19 protein-coding genes are annotated in these 26,090 nt (G+C 66.4%); 7 read left to right on the forward strand and 12 right to left on the reverse strand.

The window, feature by feature from the left end:
* The first annotated feature begins 310 nt into the window (after positions 1-310).
* Complete coding sequence (locus tag QX094_RS01405) at positions 311-1,402, forward strand: YbhN family protein (protein WP_315712684.1); 1,092 nt, start codon at positions 311-313, stop codon at positions 1,400-1,402.
* A 103-nt stretch (positions 1,403-1,505) separates the two neighbouring features.
* Positions 1,506-3,452 (forward strand): hypothetical protein, encoded by a 1,947-nt coding sequence (locus tag QX094_RS01410; protein WP_316187533.1) that lies wholly within the window; start codon positions 1,506-1,508, stop codon positions 3,450-3,452.
* A 203-nt stretch (positions 3,453-3,655) separates the two neighbouring features.
* On the opposite strand, the gene QX094_RS01415 is transcribed toward QX094_RS01410, so the two are convergent.
* The 3 genes from QX094_RS01415 to QX094_RS01425 all read right to left on the reverse strand — a co-directional run bounded on the left by QX094_RS01415 (position 3,656) and on the right by QX094_RS01425 (position 5,922).
* On the reverse strand, positions 3,656-3,922 hold the full coding sequence (locus tag QX094_RS01415) for a DUF3551 domain-containing protein (RefSeq protein ID WP_316187534.1): 267 nt from the start codon (positions 3,920-3,922) through the stop codon (positions 3,656-3,658).
* Between the two features lie 190 nt (positions 3,923-4,112).
* Positions 4,113-4,721: a DUF2147 domain-containing protein gene (locus QX094_RS01420; RefSeq protein WP_315713622.1), complete on the reverse strand. Its 609-nt coding sequence runs from the start codon at positions 4,719-4,721 to the stop codon at positions 4,113-4,115.
* 172 nt (positions 4,722-4,893) lie between these two features.
* Positions 4,894-5,922 carry an NAD(P)/FAD-dependent oxidoreductase gene (locus tag QX094_RS01425; protein WP_316187535.1) on the reverse strand — a complete coding sequence of 343 codons (1,029 nt, stop codon included), beginning with the start codon at positions 5,920-5,922 and terminating at the stop codon, positions 4,894-4,896.
* 174 nt (positions 5,923-6,096) lie between these two features.
* On the opposite strand from QX094_RS01425, the gene QX094_RS01430 reads away from it, so the two are divergent.
* Complete coding sequence (locus tag QX094_RS01430) at positions 6,097-6,561, forward strand: thioesterase family protein (protein WP_316167126.1); 465 nt, start codon at positions 6,097-6,099, stop codon at positions 6,559-6,561.
* A gap of 50 nt (positions 6,562-6,611) precedes the next feature.
* On the opposite strand, the gene QX094_RS01435 is transcribed toward QX094_RS01430, so the two are convergent.
* Together QX094_RS01435 and QX094_RS01440 are read right to left on the reverse strand one after the other, a co-directional pair.
* Positions 6,612-6,932: a 2Fe-2S iron-sulfur cluster-binding protein gene (locus tag QX094_RS01435; protein WP_315707114.1), complete on the reverse strand. Its 321-nt coding sequence runs from the start codon at positions 6,930-6,932 to the stop codon at positions 6,612-6,614.
* Positions 6,933-7,015: 83 nt separating this feature from the next.
* Positions 7,016-7,390 carry an Hpt domain-containing protein gene (locus tag QX094_RS01440; RefSeq protein WP_315712689.1) on the reverse strand — a complete coding sequence of 125 codons (375 nt, stop codon included), beginning with the start codon at positions 7,388-7,390 and terminating at the stop codon, positions 7,016-7,018.
* A gap of 384 nt (positions 7,391-7,774) precedes the next feature.
* On the opposite strand from QX094_RS01440, the gene QX094_RS01445 reads away from it, so the two are divergent.
* Positions 7,775-13,387 carry a methyl-accepting chemotaxis protein gene (locus QX094_RS01445; protein ID WP_316187536.1) on the forward strand — a complete coding sequence of 1,871 codons (5,613 nt, stop codon included), beginning with the start codon at positions 7,775-7,777 and terminating at the stop codon, positions 13,385-13,387.
* A gap of 302 nt (positions 13,388-13,689) precedes the next feature.
* Here the strand turns inward: QX094_RS01445 and QX094_RS01450 are convergent, their stop codons facing one another.
* The 3 genes from QX094_RS01450 to QX094_RS01460 form a co-directional block, all read right to left on the reverse strand.
* Positions 13,690-14,556, reverse strand: coding sequence for an MlaD family protein (locus QX094_RS01450; protein WP_316187537.1), 867 nt, complete (start codon positions 14,554-14,556; stop codon positions 13,690-13,692).
* Positions 14,557-14,707: 151 nt separating this feature from the next.
* A complete protein-coding gene (locus QX094_RS01455; RefSeq protein ID WP_316184688.1) occupies positions 14,708-15,478 on the reverse strand; it encodes an ABC transporter ATP-binding protein in 771 nt (256 codons plus the stop codon).
* Between the two features lie 6 nt (positions 15,479-15,484).
* The gene (locus QX094_RS01460; RefSeq protein WP_316188189.1) at positions 15,485-16,618 is read right to left on the reverse strand and encodes an ABC transporter permease; all 1,134 of its coding nucleotides are present in this window, start codon (positions 16,616-16,618) and stop codon (positions 15,485-15,487) included.
* 158 nt (positions 16,619-16,776) lie between these two features.
* Here QX094_RS01460 and dgcA point away from each other — a divergent pair, with 158 nt between their 5' ends.
* The gene (gene dgcA / locus QX094_RS01465; RefSeq protein ID WP_316187538.1) at positions 16,777-17,772 is read left to right on the forward strand and encodes an N-acetyl-D-Glu racemase DgcA; all 996 of its coding nucleotides are present in this window, start codon (positions 16,777-16,779) and stop codon (positions 17,770-17,772) included.
* Here dgcA and QX094_RS01470 read toward each other — a convergent pair.
* Positions 17,754-18,941 (reverse strand): MFS transporter, encoded by a 1,188-nt coding sequence (locus QX094_RS01470; RefSeq protein WP_316187539.1) that lies wholly within the window; start codon positions 18,939-18,941, stop codon positions 17,754-17,756. The genes dgcA and QX094_RS01470 overlap by 19 nt on opposite strands.
* Positions 18,942-19,016: 75 nt before the next feature.
* Here QX094_RS01470 and QX094_RS01475 point away from each other — a divergent pair, with 75 nt between their 5' ends.
* Positions 19,017-20,627 (forward strand): hypothetical protein, encoded by a 1,611-nt coding sequence (locus QX094_RS01475; protein ID WP_315828165.1) that lies wholly within the window; start codon positions 19,017-19,019, stop codon positions 20,625-20,627.
* Between the two features lie 205 nt (positions 20,628-20,832).
* Positions 20,833-22,512 carry a caspase family protein gene (locus QX094_RS01480; protein ID WP_315828166.1) on the forward strand — a complete coding sequence of 560 codons (1,680 nt, stop codon included), beginning with the start codon at positions 20,833-20,835 and terminating at the stop codon, positions 22,510-22,512.
* Between the two features lie 10 nt (positions 22,513-22,522).
* Here QX094_RS01480 and QX094_RS01485 read toward each other — a convergent pair whose 3' ends face one another.
* The 3 genes from QX094_RS01485 to pyk all read right to left on the reverse strand — a co-directional run bounded on the left by QX094_RS01485 (position 22,523) and on the right by pyk (position 25,983).
* A complete protein-coding gene (locus tag QX094_RS01485) occupies positions 22,523-23,512 on the reverse strand; it encodes a threonine/serine dehydratase (protein WP_315828167.1) in 990 nt (329 codons plus the stop codon).
* A gap of 47 nt (positions 23,513-23,559) precedes the next feature.
* Positions 23,560-24,372: a UDP-2,3-diacylglucosamine diphosphatase gene (locus QX094_RS01490; RefSeq protein ID WP_315828168.1), complete on the reverse strand. Its 813-nt coding sequence runs from the start codon at positions 24,370-24,372 to the stop codon at positions 23,560-23,562.
* Between the two features lie 192 nt (positions 24,373-24,564).
* Entirely contained in the window at positions 24,565-25,983 is a 1,419-nt protein-coding gene (pyk, locus tag QX094_RS01495; protein WP_315753174.1) for a pyruvate kinase, read from the reverse strand.
* Positions 25,984-26,090: the final 107 nt, after the last annotated feature.

Consider the following 26,090-nt stretch of genomic DNA (forward strand, 5'->3'; position numbering starts at 1 on the left):
TGTTCGCTGTGCGCTAACCGGCGGCTACGGCGGTTGTTCCGGCGTGCCGCCCCTGCCGAACCGGTCGCAGGGACGAGGGTTCTCGTGAACCGCGCGGGCGACCAGTTGGACCGAATTGAGGCGGACGGGCCACCAGCTATGTGACCGGAGTGTGACAGACCTGCGCCGCATGGGTCGGAGCTGAGCTGTGTCAAGGACTGCACAAGGCGCGCATTTTAGCATAAGGAACAAGCTGTCACGAATTGCCCGCCTATCGATCAATGGTTTCGCCTCTTTTCCAAGATCTAGTACCGCCCCGCCGGGAGGATGAATGCAGCGCCTGCTGACCACGCTTGGGCGTGGCTTCAAGAAATGGATCGGCTGGAAGCGGCTGGGGATTGCAGCGAGCCTTGCGATCATCGCCTTCGCGATCACGACACTCGTGCGCACGCTGAAGGGCGTCGATGCCGGCGTCATCCTGACCGCGCTCACCGAAATCCCGCCCGGTCACATCGCCCTCGCGGCCTTGTGTGTGGTCGGCGCGTTCTGCACGCTGACCTTCTATGACTATTTTGCACTGCGAACAATTGGCAAGAAACACGTGCCCTATCGCATCGCGGCGATGAGCGCCTTCACCAGCTATTCGATCGGCCACAACATCGGCGCCACCGTGTTCACCGGCGGCGCCATCCGGTTCAGGATCTACTCCGACTACGGCCTGTCCGCGATCGACGTCGCCAAGATCTGCTTCCTGTCAGGCCTGACCTTCTGGCTCGGCAATCTGTTCGTACTCGGCATCGGCATGACCTTGCATCCGGCCGCCGCCACCGCGATGGACCAGTTGCCCCCGGCGGTGAACCAGCTGATCGCGATCGGCATCCTCGGGGCGATCTTCGCCTATCTCGGCTGGCTGACCGCCGGCAAGAACCGGCGCCAGCTCGGCCAGAACGGCTGGAAGGTGGTGCTGCCCTCGGCGCAGCTCACGCTCGTGCAGATCCTGATCGGAGTGGTCGACCTCGGCTTCTGCGCGCTGGCGATGTACCTCCTCGTCCCCGCCGCTCCGCCGATCGATTTCCTGTCGCTGTCGGTGGTGTTCATCCTCGCCACCCTGCTCGGCTTCGCCAGCCACGCGCCCGGCAGCATCGGCGTGTTCGATGCCGCGATGCTCGTGGCGCTGCCGCAGTTCGGCCGCGAGCAGTTGCTGGCCACCCTGCTCGTTTTCCGCGTGCTGTATTTCGTGATCCCGTTCGCGACGGCGATCTCCATCATGGGCATCAGGGAACTCTGGCTGAACGTCGTGAAGCCGTGGCAGGAGCGGCGCCGGCTGAACTCAGCCTGCGAGGACGAGGTCGCCGCCAAGCGCGCCGCGGCCACGGCGCCCGCCGCGGTTCCCCAGCGCATCAAGCGCCACTCCCAGCGCTGAGCAGCAATCGTCTCGCGGATGACGCGACGGTTCGACCCTCGACCGGTTGAACTCGCGTGCGATCCTCTTATTTCCGCCCCATCGCTGACGTGAATCCTTGCGCATGACCCGAATGCCCCTTCGTCCGCTGCTCGCCGCCTGCGTCCTGGCCGGCCTGCTCGCCCCTCTCGCCGCCACCGAGGCGGCCGCGCAGTTCGGCGCAGCGCCGCTGCAGATCAGCTGGGAGGTGCGCAACCGCTTCCGTCTCTTCCGGGAGGAGCGCGACTTCCTGCTGCATACCGAGAGCACGCGCGACCGCTCCATCCTCGCCGCCGAGCAGGCGTTGGCGGTGCAGAGCGACGGCCGCGGCTGGGCCCGGAACGTCGTCAACCGGCTCTGCATCGACCTCGCCGGCCGCATCAACGAGCCGTGCACGCGCGACAACGTCAAGGAAAGCTATCTCACGCCGATCGACCATCCGGTCACGGTGCGCCTGACCGGCCCGGTCCCGGTCGGCGCCACCTGCGCGTGGTCGTTCGACGACGGCGACGGGCCGCAGACCTCGACATTCGACTGCGCCGAACCGGTCAACCTGCGCGTCCGCTACGGCCGCCAGACCGTCGCATCCGTCGATGTCGCCAGCCCGGAAGGCACGCAGCAGGTGTCGACGGGAATCCAGGTCCGCGACGTCCTGATCGCCGGCCTCGGCGACAGCATCGCCTCCGGCGAGGGCAACCCGGACCGCCCGATCGCGCTCGCCGACGAGGGCTTCTGCTTCCGCTCCTATCTCGGCGGTCCGACGGCGCAATATTATCGGCCGAGCCGGGCCGGCTTCAGAGGCGGCCGCGCCTGCGAGGCGCCGGACACGCTGCAGAACTGGCAGAAGCACAGCGCGGTCTGGCTCAACGCCGCCTGCCATCGCTCGCTCTACAGCTACCAGACCCGGACGGCGCTGGCGCTCGCGGTGCGCTATCCGCACGTCGCGGTCACCTACCTGCCGCTCGCCTGCACCGGCGCCACCATCGCCGACGGCCTCTTCGGCAGCCAGCGCGCGCGCGAATGCACGCCGGGCCGCGCCGCGACCACCTGCGCCGGCAGCGTCAACGGCCAGCTCGGCGAGCTGCGCGAGGCGCTGACCGCGGCCAAGCGTCGCCAGCCGGACCGCAAGCTCGATCTAATTCTGCTGTCGATCGGCGCCAACGACATCAACTTCTCCGGTCTCGTCGCCGACGTCATCGTCGATACGCCGACCGAACGCACGCTGTTCAAACGCTCAGGCGTGATCGGCTCGGTCGAGGAATCGCGCAGCGAGCTGGCGCGCGACCTGCCGCAGGGTTTTGCCAAGCTACGCGAGGCGCTGAAGCCGCTGGTCGGCGACCTCTCGCACGTCATCTACACTTCGTACGGCAACCCGGCACTGAGCGGCCCCGGCACGCCCTGCCCCGGTGGTCCGGCCGGTTTCGATATCCACCCATCGTTCAATGCCAATCCGCAGCGGCTCGCCAAGGTCGCGGGCTTCGTCGAGAACGAGTTCCTGCCGTCGCTACGCGGGCTGGCGCAATGTACCGCGGGAGTCCTGTGCCGCGATCCGCAGGCCGACCGCATGACCTTCGTCGATGCGCATCAGGCCGCGTTTGCCGATCACGGCTTCTGCGCCCGCTCGACGCAGGATCCGCCGTTCGACCGCGAATGCTTTTCGGCCGACGGCGCCAGCTTCGATCCGAACATCGTCAGCGCCGCCAACGAGCCGCTGCTGTGCGGCCGCGGCGCCAGCGAGTATCGTCCCTATCTGCCGCGCGCGCGCTGGATCCGCGATGCCAACGACAGCTACTTCTCGGCGATGACCTATCCGCAAGGGCTGCCGGCGGCGATGCAGCCCTCCGACATCCACGATGCGAGCTGGGGCGTGCTGTCCGCGGTCTATGGCGGCGCCGTGCATCCGACGGCGGAGGGCCATGCCGCGATGGCCGACGCCGCCTTTCCGGCCGCGGCGCAAGTGCTCAACCTCGATGCGGCCGAGCCCAACGTCACCAGCCAGCCGCTGCCGCCGGCGGGCGTGGTGAGGCAGTAGTCGGCCATTCGGGTAGGGATCGCAGAGGAAGAACGGCCTGAAGCGCTCCGCTCCGCACACCGTCTTTCGGGACGCCCCTCCGTGAGCGGGCGCTCAGGAACAAAGGCTGTGGGGCGGCGAGATCGCGGGCCTCACGGTGGGTTGGGAGCGGATGGAGAGCCGGGCCGCCTCGAAAGAACGTGTCGGCCTCGACGTCCCAACGCTCAGCGCGCAAATCGACGCCGACCACCGCCAAGCGATCCTGATTGTCCTTGTACCCAATATGGGTTGTTCACGCACATGGCCGCGAGGCCCCGGCCTGCCCTTCGACACTGGTCCCAGGACGTATAGGTGCATTCGACATAGGTGCTACCACCCCATTCCCACCTTTGTAGGCAGACAGGATAATTGGAATCATAGGTTTGAGCAGCGGCGATCGGGATCATGGAGATGGCCGCGCTCCCCGCGATGATCCAACGCAGCATCAGCATCGCTCCCTCGTCGAATTCCGACCGCTGCGGCCAATGGTCTCACGATCACCGGCAAGCAACGCCCAGATGATCATGGAGACCTTGTCCTCGACCACGCGGTTGATCTGGATCAAGCTCTTCGCCGACGCGGTGTCCGAGATCGCGATCCCTTGTCGGCCAGGAGCGAGGACGGTCGCAGTTCGGAAGCAGTCTACTTGACTGCAGCCGGCTTCTTCATCATCGGAGGCGCCTGCTTGGTGGCGGGGCCGGTTGCCGTCGTCGCCTGCGAGGGCAGATATTTGGCGAGGATGGCCGGATCGATCTGCGCCATGTTGCTATCCGGCAGGCGGGTCCAGGTCTCGTCCTTGCCAAACAGCGAGATGCCGAGATAGCCGTGCAGGATCAGCGTCTGCCCGTCAGGACTGACCCGCATATTGGCCTTCCAGATGTTGCCGTCGCGCGGATTGAGCACGTTGCCGCCTTCGTATTTCAGGCCCTCGCGCTTCATGTCGCGCACGAAGGAGATGCCGAGCACAGGCGCATTCTTGCGGTCATCGCTGCACTTCGAACAGACCTCGTTCGGATTGTCGCCGGGACGCGGAAACGTCTTGGCGATCACGCCCTCGAACACGCCGTCGTGGTCGATGAAGAGAAACCAGCCGACGGGCCTGCCATCCTCGACCTTCTGCCACAGACCGGCCGCGGTCGGCTCAGCCGCGAGCGCAGGCCGCGTCAGCAGAGCACCGGCAACGACGAGCGCGCCGATCGCGAGCTTCGTCACACCAGGCACCAGCCGAAGTCGGGGAAACGCATTGCGCATCATCATCTCACCTTGACCAAGTCACAAAATGAATGGCCGCACAGTACGGCCGTTTCATGCATCGTTCCAGCCCCATAACAGGTCTGGCGCGCCGGTGAAACCGGCACGCGCAGGAAACATTTCTTCACATTTGAGTTGGTCCGGCGGCGGAAGGTTCCATACCGCCGACAAATTAGTTGACGCCGAGCTTCTTCTGCAGGCTCGACGACGACGTCGTGTACTGGAACACCAGCCGCTTCTCCGGATACACGTAGCGGTGCGCCTTCTGCGCCATCAGCGCGCCCTCGTGGAAGCCGCACAGGATCAGCTTGATCTTGCCGGGATAGGTGTTGATGTCGCCGATCGCGAAGATGCCGGGCACGGAGGTCTCGAAGGCAGAGGTCTCGACCGGAATGAGATTGTGCTCGAGCGCGAGGCCCCACTCGGCAACCGGACCGAGTTTCATCGTCAGTCCGAAGAATGGCAGCATCATCTCGCAGGGGACGGTCTCGACCGCGTTGTCGTTGCCCTTGATCGTCGCAGCCGACAGCCGGCCATTGGCGCCTTCGAGCGCCGTCACCTGGCCGATGCGCAGATCCATCTTGCCGCCGGCGACGAGCGCGCGCATCTGCTCGACGCTGTGGGGCGCGGCACGGAAGTCGTCGCGGCGATGAACGAGCGTGATGCGCTTCGCGATGGGGTGCAGGTTGAGCGTCCAGTCGAGCGCGGAGTCACCGCCGCCGACGATGACGACATTCTTGTCGCGGAACTGCTCCATCTTGCGCACGGCATAGAATACCGAGGTGCCTTCATAGGCCTCGATGCCCGGCACCGGCGGGCGCTTGGGCTGGAACGAGCCGCCCCCGGCCGCGATCACCACGACCTTGCACTCGAACACCTTGCCGGCATCGGTGGTGACGCGAAAACCGGGATCGCCGATCTTTTCGACCTTCTCGACCATCTCGCCGAGATGGAAGGTCGGACTGAACGGCTTGATCTGCTCCATCAATTGATCGGTGAGACCCTGCCCCGTCACCATCGGCACGCCGGGAATGTCGTAGATCGGCTTCTCCGGATACAGCTCGGCGCATTGGCCGCCGACCTTGTCGAGGATGTCGATCAGATGCGCCTTGATGTCGAGCAGCCCCAGTTCAAAAACGGCAAACAGTCCGCAAGGGCCCGCGCCAATGATCAGCACATCGGTCTTGATCGCTTCGCTCATGTCGCTCTTCTCGTTGGAGGCGCCGCTCGACGGATGGCGGCAGATGGCGGTTCCGAATTTGTAGCCAACGGGGTGGTCGCAGGGAAGGCACAAAAGCCGCCCCTGGCTCGCGCGCGGCTTGCAGCGGTGGGCTTAGCCGGGTTTGAAGGGGACATGAATGATGGAGATCAATCGGTGACAGAGACGGCCCGCCGCGACCACGCGCCACGCCTGGAGGACTTTCCCTATCGGCTGACGGACAATGTCCGCTTCGGCGACCTCGATCCCAACCAGCACGTCAACAATGCTGTCTACGCGACCTACTTCGAGACCGGCCGGGTGACCTTGATGAAAGACCCGCGCCATGGCCTGACCCAGGACGGGCTGGCCTGGATCATGGTGCGGCTGGACATGCATTTCCGGGCCGAGCTGCGCTGGCCGGGCACGATCGAGCTGGGACTGGGGGTCGTAAGGCTGGGGCGCACGTCGGTGACCTGCGAGCAGGTCGTGTTCTCGGACGGGCGCTGCGTGGCGTCGGCCACCGCGGTCATGGTCCTGATCGACGAGGTGACGCGCAAACCGGCGCCGCTGACGCCGAATCTCATTGCTGCGCTACAGCCGTGGGTCCGCCGCGGCATGGCGATCGCGCCGCCGGCATAGGCCTGGCGGCGATCAGCCGAAGCGCGGCGATGAGGGCGCGAGACGAACGGTCAGGCCTGACGCTCGGGGGTGGAGACGACGAGGCCGTCGAGTTCGTCGGAGACCTTGATCTGGCAGGAAAGACGGGAATTCGGCCGGACATCGTAGCCGAAATCGAGCATGTCCTCTTCCATCGGGGTCGGCGGGCCGACCTTCTCGCGCCAGGCTTCGTCGACATAGACATGGCAAGTCGCGCAGGCGCAGGCGCCGCCACATTCGGCCTCGATGCCGGGAATGGCGTTACGGATCGCCGCTTCCATCACGGTCGCGCCGTTCTCGATCTCAACGGTTCTGGATTCGCCGGTATGGTCGACAAAGGTGATCTTGGCCATGTGTGCTCGTGCTGCGCAGGGAATGAGGTCGGGCTGTCCTATAACGGACCGCTCCGCTCCGCGCTAGTGCTGCCGCCGGCCGCTCAGGCCGCGCCGAGCATCTCCGAAATCGCCGCGCGGGCCTGCGCGATCGCCGTGCCGAGCCAGGCCAGCGCATCGGCCGGGTCGCCCGCCCGCAGCGCCGCTTCGAGCCCTTCCGCCGCGTCGGCGACGTCGAGCGCGCCGACGGCGCGGGCCGAGCCCTTCAGCGTGTGGGCGACGGTGGCAGCATCCTCGGGCAGCACCTGCAACCGCTCCAGCAGGCGGACGGCCTGGCTGGAGAACATGGCGAGCACCTCACGCTCGAGCGCGCTGTCGCCGAGCGTCATCCGGCGCAGCAGGTCCAGGCTGATCGGCCCGTCGTCGGGAACCAGCGGGGGCGAGGGCATCCATTCGATCCGTGAAAGGTCGGGAATCATGGCGGCAATCCGGTCCGGCGGGCGCGCCGCGCGCGCCTGTGGTAAGCCAAGCACGACAATGGTTAATGCATTGTTACCGGCCCAATTGCCGCGGGTTTGCCGCGATTTGGGCCCGGCTCTGCCCCAATCACGGCAGAAACGGGAATTCGCAGAACTTCTAGAGTGTTAACGGCGGCTGCTGTTAACGATGATTAAGAATCTCTTAACCACGGCCATTTCTTTCAACAGGCACAGCCAATAGGATGATGCCCGGATGGAGTGGGTCACCTGGCGGAATTTGCCACCCCTGGTGCCTGCGAGGGATGACGTCCGGTTCGAGCGTTGCGAGAGGGCACTCGTACGCGGCTCGCCGGATCGAAATTAAGACGAGGGCTCGGACTCAACATGGCGAACACTCCGAAAAAGGTCAAAGACCCGACTGAAGTTGCGCTGTCCGCCATTCAGGAGGCTTTGAACATCAGCGATTCGTCCGCGCCCACGGACTCGCAGAGCTCGGTCCACGCCGACGGGGCTCCGCCCGTCATGCCGAACGGCGTGTCCAGTCTGGATTCGTTCGACTCGCGTCCGGGCATCGACCGCAGCAGCCTTGACGAGATCGAGCCGCCGCCGCTCGCCGCGCGCCGCCCGGCCAACGACGACCGCGAGACCATCGGCCAATTGCTGCAGGCGATCCAAAAGGGCCGCCCGTCACGCGGCGTCTACACGCTGGCAACCGCCTTTGCAGGCATCTGGATCGTCGGCTGCGTCCTGCTGACCATCGGCTTCCTGCCCGCTTTGCAGACCCTGATCGGCCAGAGCGGCGGCGTGCTGGTCATGGCAGGCCTCGCCGCAGTGTTCTTTGCCCCGGTTCTGCTGTTTTATTTCCTCGCGAGCCTCGCTTGGCGCGGCCAGGAGCTGCGCATGATCGCGCAGTCGATGGCGCAGGTCGCGATCCGATTCTCCGAGCCGGAAGGCGCCGTCAGCGATTCCATCGTGACCGTCGGCCAGGCCATCCGCCGCGAGGTCGCGGCGATGGGCGACGGCGTCGAGCGCGCGATCGCGCGTGCCGGCGAGCTCGAGATGCTGGTCGCCAACGAGGTTGCGGCGCTCGAGCGCGCCTACAGCGACAACGAGGTCCGCATCCGCGCCCTTCTCCAGGACATCGCCCATCAGCGCGACAACCTCGTGGGCCAGGCTGAGCAGGTCCGGAGCGCCATCTCGGGCGTCCAGATCGACCTTCGCCACGACATCGCGCTGATCTCGGACGCGATCGCCTCGCGGGTCGACGAGGTCGCCAAGAGCATCACCGGCGCGCTGGAAGAGCGCGGCGCCCACATCACGGCCGCGCTCGGCAACGCCGGCGACAACATGATCCTCGCGCTCGGCGAGCGCGGCGGCGATCTGCTCGACCGGCTCGAAGAGGCCAGCGCCGAGACCACCCGCGCCGTGCTCGACGCCTCGGAGCGGCTCACCACCAGCCTCAATTTCAAGACCGGCCACGTCCACGACGAGTTCGCCGACCTGTCGGACCGAGTCCACGAGATGCTCAACGAGCGCATCGACCGCATCACCAGCGAGTTCGAGCAGCGCACGGCGGCCATCGTCGACGGCATCTCGGTGCGAACCGAGCAGGTTCACGACCAGCTCAAGGCGTCCGGCGAGTCCCTCCTGCTGGAGCTCGAGCTGCGCAGCGGCGATCTTGTCACCAAGATCGACGAGGCGAGCCAGCGCATGTCCGGCCACATCGTCACGTCAGGCGAGAAGGCGAGCGAGTCGCTCGATGCGACCGTCAATTCGCTGGTCGCCAAGGTCGTCAGCCAGACCGAGAGCACGCACGACACGCTGTCGATCCAGATCAGCGCCTTCGACGAGCTGGTGAAGAACCAGGGCACCGAGCTCGCCGAGCGCTTCGCACGCGACAGCTCGACGCTGGGCGCGCTGATCACCCGGCACATCACCGAGTTCGACCGCACGGTGAAGACCTATGGCGGCGAGATCGTCGAGCGCATGGGCCAGCGGACCCAGGAAATCTCCGACAATCTCAAGTCCTATGTCGATACGTTCGATACGCGGCTGTCGTCCAACAGCGGTGAGATCACGGCGACGCTGGATCAGCGGCTGAACCAGTTCGAGACCAATCTGCAGGCCCGCATCACCACCCTCGACACCTCGCTCGATGCGAAGATCAAGACCTTCGACGACAGCGTCGAGGGCCGCCTCAAGTCGCTCGAGGAGAACTTCGACAACCGCGCGACCTCGGTCACCTCGACGATCGAAGGCCGCCTCGGCACTCTGTCCAACTCGCTGACCGACGGCGCTGCCCAGGTGCTGCACGCGATCGACTCGCGGCTGACCGTGCTGACCTCCTCGCTGACCGATGGCTCGGCGCAGGCGATCCAGTCGATCGATTCCCGCCTCAACATACTGACCTCCTCGCTGACTGACGGCACCGACAAGGCGCTCGAAGCGATCGATCAGCGCATCCACAGCCTGTCGAACATCATCGACGGCCGCAGCTACGAGCTGACCGAAGCCGTCACCGCGCGCTTCCAGGACATCCATCAGGGCATCGAGACCCGCGTCGGCTCGATCGCCAAGGACATCGACCATCGCGTGTCGCAGTTCGAGGACCTGCTCGGCTCGCGCGTCGAGGCCGTGGCCGGCCGCATCGAGAGCAGCGGCCGCCAGGCGAGCGACGAACTGATGACCCGCGCCGAGCTGCTGTCCGCCAGCATCAAGTCGCATGTGGAAGATGCGGAGCGGGCGCTGACCAACCTCGTGGTCAACACCAGCGAGACCATCCAGACCGGGGCCCGCTCGGCACAGCAGGCGCTGCTCAACGTCTCGACCGACGTCGGATCGCAGTTGAAGAACACCTCCGCCGAGGTCGAGCGTGCCCTGTCGAACGCAGGCAGCAGCGCGGCCGAGGCCGTCCTGACCAGTGCGCGCGAGGCCCAGGCCACGCTGGTCGCGGCCTCCGGCGAGACCGCCGACCAGATCAAGTCGCTGTCGGCCGACGTCGAGCGCACGCTCACGGCGGCAGGCTCGACCACCGCAGCCTCGATCCTCGCCGGTGCGCGCGAGGCCCAGAACACGCTGGTGTCCGCCTCCTCCGATGCCGCCAACCACGTCAAGTCGCTCGCCGTCGACGTCGAGCAGGCGCTGACGGCCGCCGGCTCGGCCACGGCAGCCTCGATCCTCGCCGGTGCACGCGAGGTCCAGAACACGCTGGTGTCCGCCTCCTCCAACGCGGCCGAGCACGTGAAGTCACTCGCAGCCGACGTGCAGCGCTCGCTGACCAGTGCCGGGACGGAAACCGCCGAAGCCATCACGGCGGGCGCCCGTGATGCCCAGCATGCCCTGCTCGCGGCATCGAGCGAAGCGGCCGAACAGGTCAAGGCGCTGACTGTCGACGTCCAGCGCTCGCTGTCGATCGCGGGGACGACCACCGCGGAAACGATCACCGGCGGCGCCCGGGAAGCGCAGAGCACGCTGATCAGCGCTTCGTCCGAAGCGGCCAATCACGTCAAGTCGCTGGCGGCCGACGTCGAGCGCACGCTCGCCGCGGTCGGAACCAGCACGGCCGCAGCGATCGTCGACAGCGCCCGCGACGTCCAGTCGAAGCTCGTCACCGCCTCGACAGAAGCAACCGAGCACGTCAAGTCGCTGGCCGTCGACGTCGAGCGGACGCTGTCGTCCGTCGGCGCCGATACCGCGACCTCGATCCTCAACAGCGCGCGCCAGGCGCAGATGTCGCTGACCGCCACGTCGGCCGACACCGCGGCCACCCTGGTCGGCAGCGCACGCGAAGCCCAGGCGGTGCTGACGACGACCACGACCGAGACGGTCGCGGTGATCGTCGGCGGCGCGCGCGAGGCACAGAACCTGCTGACCGCCACCTCCACCGACACCGCGGGCCAGCTCAAGGCGATGTCGTCGGAGATCGAGCGCGTCATCAATTCCGTCGCGGCGAACACCACCGATGCGATCCAGAGCAGCGCGCTCAATGCGCAGAGCGCGCTCGTCGCCGCCTCCAACGAGGTCTCCACGCGGGTCAAGTCGACCTCGACCGAGATCGAGCGCTCGGTGCTCGCCGCCGGCAACTCGTTCGGCTCGGCCATGACCGGCAAGACCGACGAGATCGTCACCTATGTGCAGCAGCAGAGCGAGCGGCTGTCGCAGATGCTCGACGGCAAGCGCGGCACCCTTGTGGAGGCACTCAACTCGAAGACCAACCAGCTCACGATCGAGATCGATCGCGTCACCACCGACGCGCTGAAGGCGATCGAGGTCCGCGGCCAGAACTTCGCCCAGAGCGTCAATGGCAACGGCTCCGAGGTCGCCCGCACCATCACCTCGGCGGGAGAGCTCGCGACCACCGCGATCACCAAGTCGCTCAAGGAGCTGGAGCAGGCCTCGCGCGCGGCGATCGAGCAGTCGCGCCAGGTCTCGGTGGCTGCGGTCACCGAGATGCAGGAGACGAGCAAGATCCTGCGCACCGATACGGTCGCCCTGTTCGAACGTCTGCGCGAGGGCAACATCCTGCTGCAGGAGGTCCTGACCGGCGCCCACGACAACCTCAACTCGCTGGAGCGGGCGCTGGTCACCCGGGTGGCCGACTTCGTCACCGCGATGAACGACGTCACCGCACGCAACGGCACCGCGACGCAGACGCTCGAGGACCAGCTCAACGTGTTCAACTCCAAGACGTCGCGGGCGCTGGAGGATCTCAACTCGCTGTCCGGCCAGTTCGACGCGCATGGCAAGGCGCTGATCGAGGCGGCGGCCATCGTCGAGCAGAGCAACCGCGATGCGACCGTCTCGATCTCGGATCGCAAGACGACGCTGGAATCGCTGGTCACCACTATCGATCTGCGCACCGCCGATCTCGACCAGCGTCTGACGCGCTTCACCACCCTGCTCGACGAGTCCTTGGCGGCCGCCGAGGAGCGCGCCCGCGACATCGCCCGGGTCGTGGCGGAAACGGCGGGGGCCGGCTCGACCGCGCTCAGCCGCCAGTTCGAGGCCATCCGCGCCAACGCGGAGGAGGAACGCCGCCTCACCACGTCGCAGATGCAGGAGATCTACCAGCAGAGCACGCAGGAAGCCGATGCGATGTTCAAGCAGTCGGCGGAGAAGTTCGCCACGCTGGTGTCGAGCATGAAGCAGATGACCGCCGAGATGCATCGCGAGCTCGAGGCGACGCGCAACGAGCTGCGCCGCGGCGTGCTGGAGATGCCGCAGGAGGCCGCCGAGAGCACGGCGCAGATGCGCAAGGTCATCGTCGACCAGATCGAGGCGCTGGCCGAACTCAACCGGATCGTCGCGCATCACGGCCGCGGTCTCGACGTGGTCAGCGCGTCGCGTCCCGCCGCGGTCGCGGCGCCAGCGGCCGTGATCCGTCAGGAAGAGCCGATCGTCGCCGCAGCCGTCGGCGGCCGGCCGGACATGCGCCTGCGCGAGCCGGCTGCGACCAGCGTCGCCAACCTGCCGCCGCCGGATCTCGGCATGCAGCCGCCGGCCCCGCCGCCGCAGCCACGCCGGGTCGAGGCGCCGCCGATGGGTCCGGTCGCCGATCAGCGCAGCGACAACTGGCTGTCCGACCTGCTCAACCGGGCCGACAACAGCACCGCCGGCCAGCCCCAGCCGCCGCGTGGCCGCGGTCCGGCGCAGCAGTCGGGCAATCCGCTGGAGTCGCTGTCGCTCGACATCGCCCGGCTGATGGACCGCAATCTCGCGGCCGAGATGTGGGACCGCTACCAGCGCGGCGAGACCAAGGCGTTCTCCAAGCGTCTCTACACCCCGGCCGGCCAGAAGGCGTTCGACGAGGTCGCCCGCAAGTACCGCGCCGACCGCACCTTCAAGCAGACGGTGGACCGCTACATCACCGAGTTCGAGCGGCTGCTCGACGAGGTCGCACGCGACGACCGCAATCCGCAGGCGCTGCGTGCCCAGCTCACCTCGGAGACCGGGCTGGTCTACACCTTGCTCGCCCACGCCGCCGGAAGGCTGGCGTGATGGGAGCGAATGGGAGAGTAGCGAGTAGCGAGTAGCGAGTAGCGAAGGGTTCAGTAGAACCAGCGCTGCGACAAGAAGAACAAGCGGAGGCCACGAGGCCTCCGCTTCGCGTTTAGAGATGCAATGAAGGCGCTTTCGACTTTGGCCGTTCGGGCCCCGCATCGCCGGCACAACGGCGTGCGACGTGCTCCGTAGCCAGCCAGCAGCGGTGGATAGCGACAGCGATGGAGCGCAGTCCGCTGCCGCGCGCCCCTATTCGCTACTTCCCTATTCGCTACTTCCCTATTCGCAACTCGCTCGCGTCACCGCCGCCCCGTCGCCGCCGGCGCGGGCTGCGAGGCCTGGGCGTTGCTCGGGCTGGCGTTGCTGGCCCCGAACAGGACCCGGGTCGGATTGCGGTCGAAATTGTTCACGGCGCGGCTGATGTCGGACAGCGTGCGCCGTCCATCGGCCATCAGCGCGCCGGAGCGCTTGTCCAGATCCTCGGCGAGCTCCCGGATCGATTTCACCGTCAGGAACAGTTCGCCGCCATCCTTGCCGCCGGCCAGCGTGTTGAGACCGAGCATCAGGGTATCGGCCTTGCCCATGATGCCGTCGACACGGCTCATGACGCCATCGATGCGCTCGGAATTGCGGGCCAGTGACTGGGTGAACACCTCGAGATTCTTGATCGAGTTCTTCACGGCGTCCTGGTTGTCCGCGACCACCTTATTGATGTTCTGCAAGGTGGCTCGGATCGCTTCGGTCACGTCCTGCAGCCGGGTCGGATCGGCACGCAGCACCGGCACGCCATCCTCGTCGAGCGGCGGCGGCGGCGCAGCCTCCTCGCCGCCCTTCAGCGAGATCGCGGCGACGCCGGTCAGGCCCTGGAACTCGAGCCCGACCAGGGTGTCCTTGCGGATCGGCGCATTGTTCTCGACCATCGCCAGCGCGACGACGCGGCGCGGATTGTCGAGCTTGACCGAGATGACCTCACCGACCCGGATACCATTGAAGTTGACGCTGCCGCCGTTGCGCAGACCCGCGGCCGGCCCCTCGAACACGACCCGCAGCGGGCTGCGCTGCTTGGTCGTGTGCAGGCTCTGAAACCAGAGGACAAACCCGATCGCCGCGGCAATCACTGCCAGCGTGAACGACCCGATCAGGACGTAATTCGCCCGCGTTTCCATTACCAACTCCGGTACCGGCACGTCGCGGCGGTCATCCGGCCCCCGCTTCCGTGCACTGTCGGTTGGCGCCGGACAGCGGCACCCACCCCATCAACTTTGTCGCGGCAGTCCCCACTCCCGCTCACAAAAATCGTCCCTGGGGCGCGTCGCGCTACCCCATCACGGCTCGGGCACGCTTGCCGTGGAAATACTGTCGGAGCCACGGATGTTCCGAGGCCTGCATGTCGGCCATCGATCCCGCGGCGATAATCTTGCCGTCGCCCAGCACGGCGATGCGGTCGCACGCCGTATACAGGCTGTCGAGATCATGGGTTACCATGAAAACCGTCAGTCCCAAAGTGCGCTGCAGGGTCCGGACGAGCTCGTCGAAATCGCCGGCGCCGATCGGGTCGAGCCCCGAGGTCGGCTCATCGAGGAACACCAGCTCCGGATCGAGCGCGAGCGCGCGTGCCAGCGCCACGCGCTTGATCATGCCCCCCGACAGCTCGCTCGGGAAACGATCAGCAACATCGGGCCGCAATCCGACCATCACCAGCTTTGCGACCATGATCTCGTCGAGCAGACGCTGCGAGACCTTGAGATACTCCCGGACCGGGAACTGGATGTTCTGCCGCACGGTGAGCGAGGAGAACAACGCGCCCTGCTGGAACAGCACGCCCCAGCGCCGCTCGACGGCGCGGCGGCCGGCACGATCGGCGGCGTCGAGATCGACGCCGAACACCTCGATGTTGCCCGACAGCTTCGGCACGAGGCCAATGATGGTGCGCGTCAGCACCGACTTGCCGGCGCCGGATGGACCGACGAAGCCCAGGATCTCGCCGCGCTTGACGTCGAGGTCGAGTCCGTCGAGCACGCGCGTCTTGCCGAATTGCACGGTGACGTCACGCACGCGGATGATCGGATCGGAGACCTCCTGCATCATCTCAGTTCACATCCCGACCGCGGCGAAGAAGATCGCGAACACGCCGTCCATCACGATGACGAAGAAGATGCCCTTGACCACCGACGAAGTGGTGTGGCGCCCCAGCGACTCGGCACTGCCCTGCACTGCCAGTCCTTCGACGCAGGCGACGATCCCGATCACCGCCGCCATCACCGGCGCCTTGAGCAGCCCGACCTTGAAATGATCGATCGAGATCGCATCGCGCAGGCGCAGCAGGAAGGCCTCGGGATCGACGCCGCCATAGAACCAGGCCACCAGCCCACCGCCATAGAGCGCGGCGATGTCGCCGAGGAAGGCCAGGATCGGCAGTGCGATCACCAGCGCGAGCATGCGCGGCAGGATCAGGACCTCGATCGGATCGAAGCCCATTGTGCGCAGCGCGTCGATCTCCTCGCGCATCTTCATCGAGCCGAGCTCGGCCGTGTAGGCGCTACCCGACCGGCCCGCGATCATGATCGCCACCAGCAGCACGCCGATCTCGCGCAGCACCAGCACGCCGAGCATGTCGACGACGAAGATGTCGGCGCCGAACCTTCGGAAATGGAAGATGCCCTGCTGAGCGATGATGCAGCCGATCAGGAAGGTGATCAGCACGATGATCGGCACCGCGCGCCAGCACACCTGCTCGAGATGATGGATGGTCGAGGTCAATCGGAAGCTGCGGGGATGAATGAGGACCCGGCCGCTGGCGACGATCACGGCGCCGAGCATGTCGATCAGCGCGGCGATCGTGCCGAAGATGCCGGCGACACTGAGGCCGATCTGGCCGAGCATGCCGGTGATGGTCACCATCGTCGCGTCGCCATTGGGCGCGGTGCTGACGCGTCGAACCTCGTCGACCAGGCTGGCGTAGTTCGCAGAGAGCCCATCGATCCGGACCTCGACGGTTCCGGTCGTGAAGCTGCGGCGCAGCCGCTCGATCAGCCAGGCGCCGAACGTGTCGAGCTTGGAGACTTGGGAGACGTCGATCGAAACATCGATCTTCTTGCCGGCGAGTTTTTCGGCATCGGCGACGAGCCGTTCGAGCGACGGCGCAAAGGACGCAGTCCAGGCGCCGGTCGCGCGCAGCGACAGCGCGTTGCCATCGCCACTGCGCTGCAAATCAGGGCCGCCCTTCACGACGGCCATCCTCGGAGCCTTGGACGTCCGCTCCTTGACGAGAAAAATCCCACCGCGTCGCTACCACCTTGCCGGAGACCACTATCAACAGCCATAGTCGGTCAGATCGCGCAAGTCCCAAGCGCCTCATTCCGGTTCACAAAGCGCCAGACTTTCAAATGACTTCCAACGGTTTTCCAATACTGGACGCCCGGATCGGCCACTGGCCGATCGCCGGCAGCTTCACGATCAGCCGCGGCGCCAAGACCGAAGCCGTGACAGTGATCGCGGAGCTGCGACACGGGACGATGGTTGGCCGCGGCGAATGCGTGCCCTATCCGCGTTATGGCGAAACGCCCGATGCGGCGCTGAGCGCCCTGCTCGGGATGCGCGATGCGGTCGCCTCTGGTCTCGACCGCGCCGCCCTGCAGACGGCGATGCCGCCGGGCGCGGCGCGCAATGCGCTCGACTGCGCGCTGCTCGACCTCGAAGCCAAGCGGAGCGGCCGGCGCATCTGGGACCTGCTCGGACGTCGCGCACCGGCACCGTGCGTCACGGCCTACACGATTTCGCTCGGGAGCCCCGATGTGATGGCCAAAGCTGCGGCCAAGGCCGCGCATCGCCCGCTGCTCAAGATCAAGCTCGGCGGCGACGGCGATCCTGCGCGGATTGCAGCCGTGCGAGCGGCGGCGCCGCAGTCACAACTGATCGTCGACGCCAACGAGGCCTGGACCGAAGCGAATTTGGAATCCAATCTCGCAGCCTGCGCCACCGCCGACGTCACGCTGGTCGAGCAGCCGCTGCCCGCAGGGAAAGACGAAGCGCTCGGAAAGATCGCGCGCCCGCTCACCGTCTGCGCCGACGAGAGCGTGCATGACCGCAACTCGCTCGAAGCGCTGCGCGGACGCTATGACGCCGTCAACATCAAGCTCGACAAGACCGGAGGACTCACCGAGGCGCTTGCCATGGCCGAAGCCGCGCGCGCTCTCGGCTTCGACATCATGGTCGGCTGCATGGTGGCGACATCGCTGTCGATGGCACCGGCCATGCTGCTGACGCCTTTCGCCCGTTTCGTCGATCTGGACGGTCCGCTGCTGCTCGCCGAGGATTGCGAGCACGGCCTGCACTACGAGGACAGCCTGGTCTATCCGCCCGATCAGGCGTTGTGGGGCTGAAACGACAGGCTTCGGTGCGCGATCCACATCAGGACGCCGCCCGCTCCGGCCATCGCGGCCATCACGTAGTAGACACCGGGTCCATAGGCCGCATAGACCGGCCCAGAGAGGGCCGATGCCGCCGAGCCGACCACGCCGCTCGCAGCCGCATAATAGCCCTGCCCGCGCGCCGTCAGCTGCGCCGGCACTTGGCGGACCAACAGCCCCATGGTTCCAACCAGGGTCAGCCCGAAGGTGAAGCCGTGACTGATCTGGACCGCGGCGAGCCCACCCGCATGGGGCTCCTGGGCCGTGAGGCTCCAGCGCAGCACGGCCGCCATCGCGCCGATCATGACCAGGCTCGCGGGCGCCAGCGTGAACCGGGGCGACAGGGCGAACACGACGATCTCGGCCAGCACGCCCATGGTCCAGAGCCAAGCGATGGTCAGCCCGCTGAAGCCCTGCGCCTTCCACTCGATGGCGGAGAACGTGTAGTAGGCCGCATGGCTTGCCTGGATCAGCGCCGAAGCGGCGATGATGCAGAGGAAGCTCGGATTGCCCAGCAGACTGCGCCCGTCCCGGGCCAGGCCGGCGCCATGCGGCAGCGGCGGCAGCGCCTGCAGCAGCAGGCTGCTTGCCGCACCGCACAGCGCGACCGAGACGATGATCCAGATCAGCTCGGACGACGGCGCGAAGTCGACCAGCCCGCCGCACAGCAGCGTTCCGGCGATGAATGCGGCCGATCCCCACAGCCGCAGGCGACCGTAGTTCAGGCCATAGCTCATCACGCCACGGAGCGCATAAGCGTCCGTCAGCGGGACAACGGGTGTCCAGAGGCAGCAGGTTGCCACGTAGACCAGGAATACCAGCCAGGGTTCGCGCTGGAAGGCAAGAGCCACAAAGCCCGATGCCGTTGCGAAGGTGGTCAGCCGCATCGCGGCGCGCAGGGCCTGCCGGCGCTCGGCAACCGCGGTGATCAGCGGCAGGACGGTGAAGCGGGTTACGGCGGGAACCGCAACGATGACGCCAATCCATGCGGCATCCAGCCCGATCGCCCGTAGCCATACGGGAAAGAACGGCAGATGCGTGCCCGAGAGCACGAACACAGCGCCATAGAACAGCCCCAACCCGTCCGCGAATCGGCGCGACAATACCGGCGATATGGTGGAGATTTGTCGGGACAGTGGCATCAATTCAATTGCGATTCGATCAATATCATGGTGATCGTTATGCCAACGCGCAGCAATGTGCGCGATAGGTTTGCCATGGTCGATGAAGTCTTCGCCCTCTCGCCGATATCCGCCCGTGCGGCTCAGCCGAACGAGGCCGATTACGAGGCGATCCGCGACGCCTTCATGGAGACGTCCCGAGGCCGCTGGTTCCTTGGCGAATACGCCAAGCGCAACCGCAATGCCGACACCAGCATGGTGCTCGACGCGGTGGCCCGCATCGAGCATGCGCTGGCCTCACAGCGTCAGCAGCAGCAGGAGTTCGAGCAGGCCGACAGCAAGGCACTGCCCGAAGCGCTGGCCGCGATCCGCGCCACGGTCGAAGACGCCGCACTCGCCGCCGCCACTGCGGTCGACAGCATGGCCCTCGAGCAGAACCTGGCGCCGGTGCGCAAGGGCATCCGAATCATCAAGGAAATTTCCTGGCGCTGGCGCGAGATCGGTGCGGACTCGCGGATCTGCGACCTGATCGATTCACAGGTCACGTCGATCGAGGCCGCCTGCGACCAGCTTGCGTGCGCCGACCCCAAGGTCGCGCTGCTTGCGGCCTTCGAGATCATCAAGACGCGGCTGAAGGAGTTCGACGCGGAGAAAGCAAGCATTCCGCCCGCGGCTGACGAGATCGAACCGGCGACCGAAGCTGCGGCCCCGCCGACACCCGATGTCGCATCGGGTCCGACTGCGGCGGCGACGGTCTCGGCTGAGCCACAGGTGGCTCCGGAGCCGCAGCCCGTGCCGGAACAGATGGAGGCGGCCCAAGCCGGGCTTGAGATGACCATTCCGCTCGTTGCCGCAGTGGCCGCGATCGAATCGGTCGAGACATCCTCCGGCGCTGATGCTGTGATCATGGCGGCTGCAGCGGTTGAGGCCAGGATGGTCGACACCGCCGCTTCGGCGGTGGTGCAGCCCCCGGAAGCTGCGACCGAGCCGTCGGTGGACGAAGCCCTGCTCGAGATCGAGCAGCACGCCGCGGCGGCCCTGGATGACGCCGTCGCCGCAGAAGCCCACGACGAAGCCATCCTGGAATTGGTCGCGGCGGAGATGGGTGCCCCCGATCCGATCGACGATGAGGAGTTCAGCCGGGCCAGGACGCTCGGCTTCGACATTGAGGAGCCGACCTCGGTCGACGACGACATCGTCGCGAGCTTCAGCGAGACAGCGCCGTCGGAGCCGGATCTCGTGCTGACCACGGCAGAAGCCCCGGTTGCCAGCGCGGCGCCGGCTCCCGCTGCGCCCACGATGTCGGCTCCGCCGATGTCTTCCCCTCCGATGCCGGCCCCGCCCGCGGCGGCCCCGCGCATGGCCTCGCCTGCAGCCCCGGCGCCGGTCCCCAGCGTGCCCGTATCGCCACCGCTTCCGGAGGCGATCACCATCGAGACCCTGGCCGCCGTGGCGGCTGCGGTCGCAGCTCAATCTCCCGCAGCGGCCCCGAAGGCCGACGTTGCGCCGATCCAGCAGGTCCGCCCGACCGCCGCCGCGGCTCACAGCACCAGCGCGTCCGCGATGCCCAAGCCTGCCTACGAGCCGTCGCTGGGATCGACGCTGCTGTCGAACGGCCTTCTGCAGCGGCCGCAGGCACCCGCCAACGACTCGTTGGCGCCGATCCGTCGCATGACCCAGCCTGAGAAGATCGCATTCTTCTCGTAGGGCGAGTGCATCTCGGCCGCCTCCTGTTGAACCTCGATCGCTGAGCACCGAAAGGTGCCGCATTAATGGGTGACGCGGATCACTTACGCTGTTGCGCGACCTGCGTAGCCTGATCCTCAAGCCATTCGCTTTGCGCATGCTCGAGGAGAACGCCGTGTCCGTTCCAAAATTTCGCGCTGTAACATCCGCCTGGAAATCCCTGCTCATGTCCGCGCTGCTGGGCCTGATGGCCTGGGTCGGCCCGGACTCGGCGTTCGCCGCCGGCAGTGAGCTCGACATCCTTCACACACCACCGCGCGCGCTGGCAGCTCCCTCACCGGCAAAAGAGAGCAACACGCCCGCCGCGATCCCTCAAGGAGCCGAGCCACGCGTCGCGCTCGTGATCGGCAATGCGAGCTATCAGAACGCGCCGCCGCTGGAGAACCCGGACAACGACGCCCATGCTGTTGCCAAGCTGTTGAACTCAGCCGGCTTCGAGGTGATCACGGCGACCGACCTGACGCAGAACGAGATGCTCAAGGTCGTCGAGGATTTCTCGAGCCGGGTGGCAGCACACGGCCCGAACACCGTGGCAATGGTCTACTACGCCGGCCACGGGGTTCAGCTCGCGGGCGAGAACTATCTGATCCCGATCGATGCCCGTATCTCAGCGCCCTCCGACCTGACGACGGGGACCATCCGTCTGGTGGACCTGATGGCAACGCTCGACGCCATCCCGAGCCGGATGCGGATCGTCGTGCTGGACGCCTGCCGCAACAATCCATTCCCTGCCATCAACGATGCCGGACGCGGACTTGCCATCGTCGACGCGCCGAACGGTTCGATCCTCGGATACTCGACCTCGCCTGGCGCGGAGGCGCTCGACGGGCGTGGCGAGCACAGCCCGTACGCGCAGGCGTTCCTGAACCTGGCGCGGCAGCCGAACCTGCCGATCGAGCAATTGTTCAAGCGCATTCGCCTACAGGTGAACCAGAGCACCGACGGACGACAGACGCCATGGGAAAGCTCCTCGTTGACCAGTGATTTCACCTTCTTCGGGGATACGCTGGTCGCGGCGGCGCGCCCTGCCGAGAACGCGCCGGTGATCCAGATGGCGGCCAACCTGCCCAGCCGGTCCGTGCGGCAGGCCTATGACTACGTGCTGTCGGAGAACCGTCCGCAATATTATCGCGAGTTCATCGAGCTGTATCCGCGCGATCCGCTCGCCGACCGCATCCGCGCACTGCTCGCCGGCCTCGTGCAGGCCACGGCCTGGCACCAGGCCGTGCTGGCGAATTCGCCGGCCGCCTATCAGAGCTTCCGTGAATCCTATGCCGACAGCCCATATGCGCCGGTCGCACTGCGGCTGCAGGGACAGCCTCGGCCCATCCCCGTGCTGCAACCGAGCCGTCTCATGATGCCACCGCAACTGGCACCGATCGCGCGACCGTTCAATCCCGGTCCGCAGATCCAGAGCCATCCAGCCCCGCAACCGACGCTGCCGGCCGCCACCGTGCCGCACGGACCGCTGCCGCCAACGGTGGTCACGAAAGGCAATGCCATCAACAACGCGGGTCCCAACAAGGTCGTCGATCCCGGGCCTATCGCTCAGACCAAGTTGCGCGACAGGATCGTGCCGCCGACAAATCCGCCTGTGGCTACGAAAATCCAGCGCGATCCACTGAAGCGCAGTCCTGGGCGGCCATTCGACGCCCGCGAAGTGCGGCGTCCCTTCCCCGGCAATTCCGGACCGTTCAAGCCGAACATCAACGCGTCGCATCCGTCGATGGCGCGTGGCCAAGGCGGGATGCAGGGCGGCCCGGCGCGGAGCACGCCGCACGTCGCGCAGTCCGGACTGCGGATGGGCGGCGGGGGATTTGCAAAAGGCGGCCTCAGCTTTCACTGAGGCTTGATCGTCAGGCGATCAGCCTGGCGTAGAGCTCAGCATCGACATTGCCGCCGGACAAAACGATCACCACCGTCTTGCCCGCCACATCCAGCCGGCCGGCCAGCAATGCTGCAAGCCCGACCGAACCGCCGGGCTCGACCACGAGCTTCAGCTCCCGGAAGGCAAAGCCGACCGCGCGCCCCACCTCCTCATCCGAAGCCTCGACCGCAGCCGACAGCAGTTGGCTGTTGATGGCGAAGGTGATCTCGCCTGGAATCGCCGCCATCAGCGCGTCACAGATGGTCCGGCCCTTTGCGTCGTGCGCCTCGCGGTGGCCGGCCCGTAGCGAGCGCGCATGGTCGTCAAAACCCTTTGGCTCGGCCACGACCATCCGGGTGTTGGGAAAGCGCGCCTTGACCGCGGTCGAGACGCCTGCAAGCAGTCCACCGCCCGAAGCCGGGACGATCACCAGATCCGGCGACAGGCCGAGCGCCGCGAGATCTTCGGCGATTTCACGACCGACGGTGCCCTGCCCTGCGATGACGTAGGGATCGTCATAGGGCGGCACCACCGTCGAGCCGCGCTTTGCTGCGATGTCGCGCGCGATCGCTTCGCGGTCCTCGCGATCGCGATCATAGAGCACGACGTCGGCACCGAACGCCTTGGTGCGCTCGCGCTTGGCCGCCGGCGCATCCGAGGGCATCACAATCGTGGCGTCCATGCCCAGCAATGTGGCGGCATGGGCGACACCCTGCGCATGATTGCCGGAGGAGAATGCGACGACGCCGTTGCCGCGCGCTGCTTCCGGGATCGACGCCAGCTTGTTGTAGGCGCCGCGGAACTTGAACGAGCCGGTCCGCTGCAGCACCTCCGGCTTCACGAAGACGTTCGCTTTGAACCGCTCGTTGAGCACGGGAGCCGGCAGCAGCGGAGTCCGCACGGCCACGGGCGCGAGGACGCGTGCCGCCGCCTCGATGTCGGCGGCGGTCACGGGCAGGATCGGGGAATGAGCTGTCATACCCCTATTTTACCGCGCCCGATTGCCGAGAGGCAAGGGAACCGGTGTCAGGCGGCGCGGGCGGCCAGCTGCGGAACCGGCGCGGGTTGCCGCTGCGGATCGGTCCAAGTCAGGATCTCGAAACGGCCGTCCTCGTGCTCGACCAGCGCCGTGCAGCTCTCGACCCAGTCGCCGCAATTCATGTAGCGAATGCCGTCCTGGTCGCGGATGACGGCGCAATGGATGTGGCCGCAGATCACGCCATCAGCGCCATGCCGCCGCGCCTCCGAGGCCAGCGCCGTCTCGAACGCGCCGATGTAGTTGACGGCGTTCTTGACCTTCTGCTTGGCCCATTGCGACAGCGACCAATAGGGAACGCCGAACATGCGACGGAAGAAGTTGACCAGACGGTTCATCTGGATGGCGAAGTCATAGGCCTTGTCGCCGAGATGGGCGAGCCAGCGCGCATTCTGCACGACCAGATCGAAGATGTCGCCGTGGATCACCAGATAGCGTTTGCCGTCGGTGCCGGTGTGCAAGATGTTCTCGACGACGTCGATGCCGCCGAAATGCGTGCCGTAATAGCCGCGCAGGAACTCGTCGTGATTGCCGGGGACATAGACGATCTTGGCGCCCTTGCGGGCCTTGCGCAGCATCTTCTGCACCAGGTCGTTATGCGACTGCGGCCAATGCCAGCTCGATTTGAGCGCCCAGCCGTCGATGATGTCGCCGACCAGATAGATCGTGTCGGCATCATGGTGACGCAGGAAATCGACGAGGAGATTGGCCTGCGAGCCGCGGGCTCCGAGATGAACGTCCGAGATGAACAACGTCCGAAAGCGCCGAGCCGGGCTTTCTTCACCAGCAGTCTCAAGTCCCATGCGCGCCCACCTAACAGTCCCTGATGACACCGCGATGACGAAACGCCGCACCGGCAGAACCCATCCTGCCGGACCGCGACCGGACACCGCTCGTTTGACGACTCGCGATGTCCCTCGTCACTGCCCCGCGATACCAGCGGGGTGCGACAATCAGGCGACAGGCGGGCAGCGCGAACAGGGAAAATCAGCCTCCTATCTCGGCACGGTGACGACGCGCAGATTGTTGGTGGTGCCGGTCTGCGCGAACGGAATGCCGGCGACGACGACGAGCAGGTCGCCGGCTTCAGCGAACTCCTCCTGCACGGCGAAGAAGGTCGCGCGCTCGACCATCTCCTCGTAGCTCTGCACGTCCTGCGACAGCACGCTGTGCGCGCCCCACAGCAGGCACATCCGCCGCGAGGTGTCCTCATTCGGCGTGATCGCCAGAATCGGCAGGCTCGGCCGCTTGCGCGCAACGCGCGAGGCCGAGGTGCCGCTCGACGTATAGGCCACGATCGCCTTGGCGTGGATCGCCGAGGCGAGATCGGCCGCCGCGGTCGCCACCGCATGCGGCGGCGTCTGCTCCTCGCCCGGCTGCGTCGCCTCGACGATCGAGCGGTACATCTTGTGGCCTTCGGTGGCCTTGATGATGCTGTCCATCATCGCCACCGCCTCGCGCGGATATTGCCCGCTGGCCGATTCCGCCGACAGCATCACCGCGTCGGCGCCGTCATAGATCGCGGTCGCGACGTCGGAGACCTCGGCGCGCGTCGGCGTCGGCGTCGCGACCATCGAATCCAGCATCTGCGTCGCGACGATCACCGGCTTCACCGCGAGCCGGCAGGCGCGCACCAGCTCCTTCTGCTTGCCCGGCACGTCCTCGTTGGGAATCTCGACGCCGAGATCGCCGCGCGCAACCATGATCGCGTCAGAGAGCTGGATGATGTCGTCGATCCGCTCCAGCGCCGCCGGTTTCTCGATCTTGGACATGATGCCGGCGCGGCCATTGATCAGGCCCCTCGCCTCCAGCACGTCGGACGGCTTCTGCACGAACGACAGCGCCACCCAGTCGACGCCGAGGTCGAGCCCAAAGGCAAGATCAGAACGGTCCTTGGCCGTCAGCGGCGATAGCTCCAGAATGGTGCCGGGCAGATTGACGCCCTTGTGATTGGAGATCGCGCCGCTGACGATCACCTTGGCCTCGATCCAGTCGTCGCCGAGGCCGGTGACGCGGACGCGCACGCGGCCGTCATCGATCAGAAGATCGTGACCGGGCGAGACTGCCGCAAAGATTTCCGGATGCGGCAACGGAATCGATGTCTTGTCGCCCTCGGTGCCGTTGAGAACAAATCGAATCGTCTCGCCGGCTTCGACCTGGATCTTCTTGTCGCGCAGCGTGCCGACGCGAATCTTAGGACCCTGCAGATCCATCAAGATGCCGATCGGCCGCTGCACTTCCTTCTCGAGGGCGCGGACCGCGGCATGGACCTTGGCGTGATCGGCCTGGGTGCCGTGGCTGAAGTTGAGACGAAAGGTGTCCACACCGGCGAGGAACAGCGCTTTCAGCATCTCCGGAGAATTGCTCGCGGGACCGACAGTCGCGACGATCTTGGCTCGACGGTGACGACGCATGATGTGTCCTTTCTCCTTAAGCCGTGTCTCGCGTCTCTATGACACGCATGTGATTGGCATGCGCGGACGCAGCGGAAGCGCTGATATACGCCCCGCAGCGTCCATTG

This window comes from Bradyrhizobium sp. SZCCHNS1050 (genome assembly GCF_032484785.1).
Taxonomy (GTDB): Bacteria; Pseudomonadota; Alphaproteobacteria; order Rhizobiales; family Xanthobacteraceae; genus Bradyrhizobium.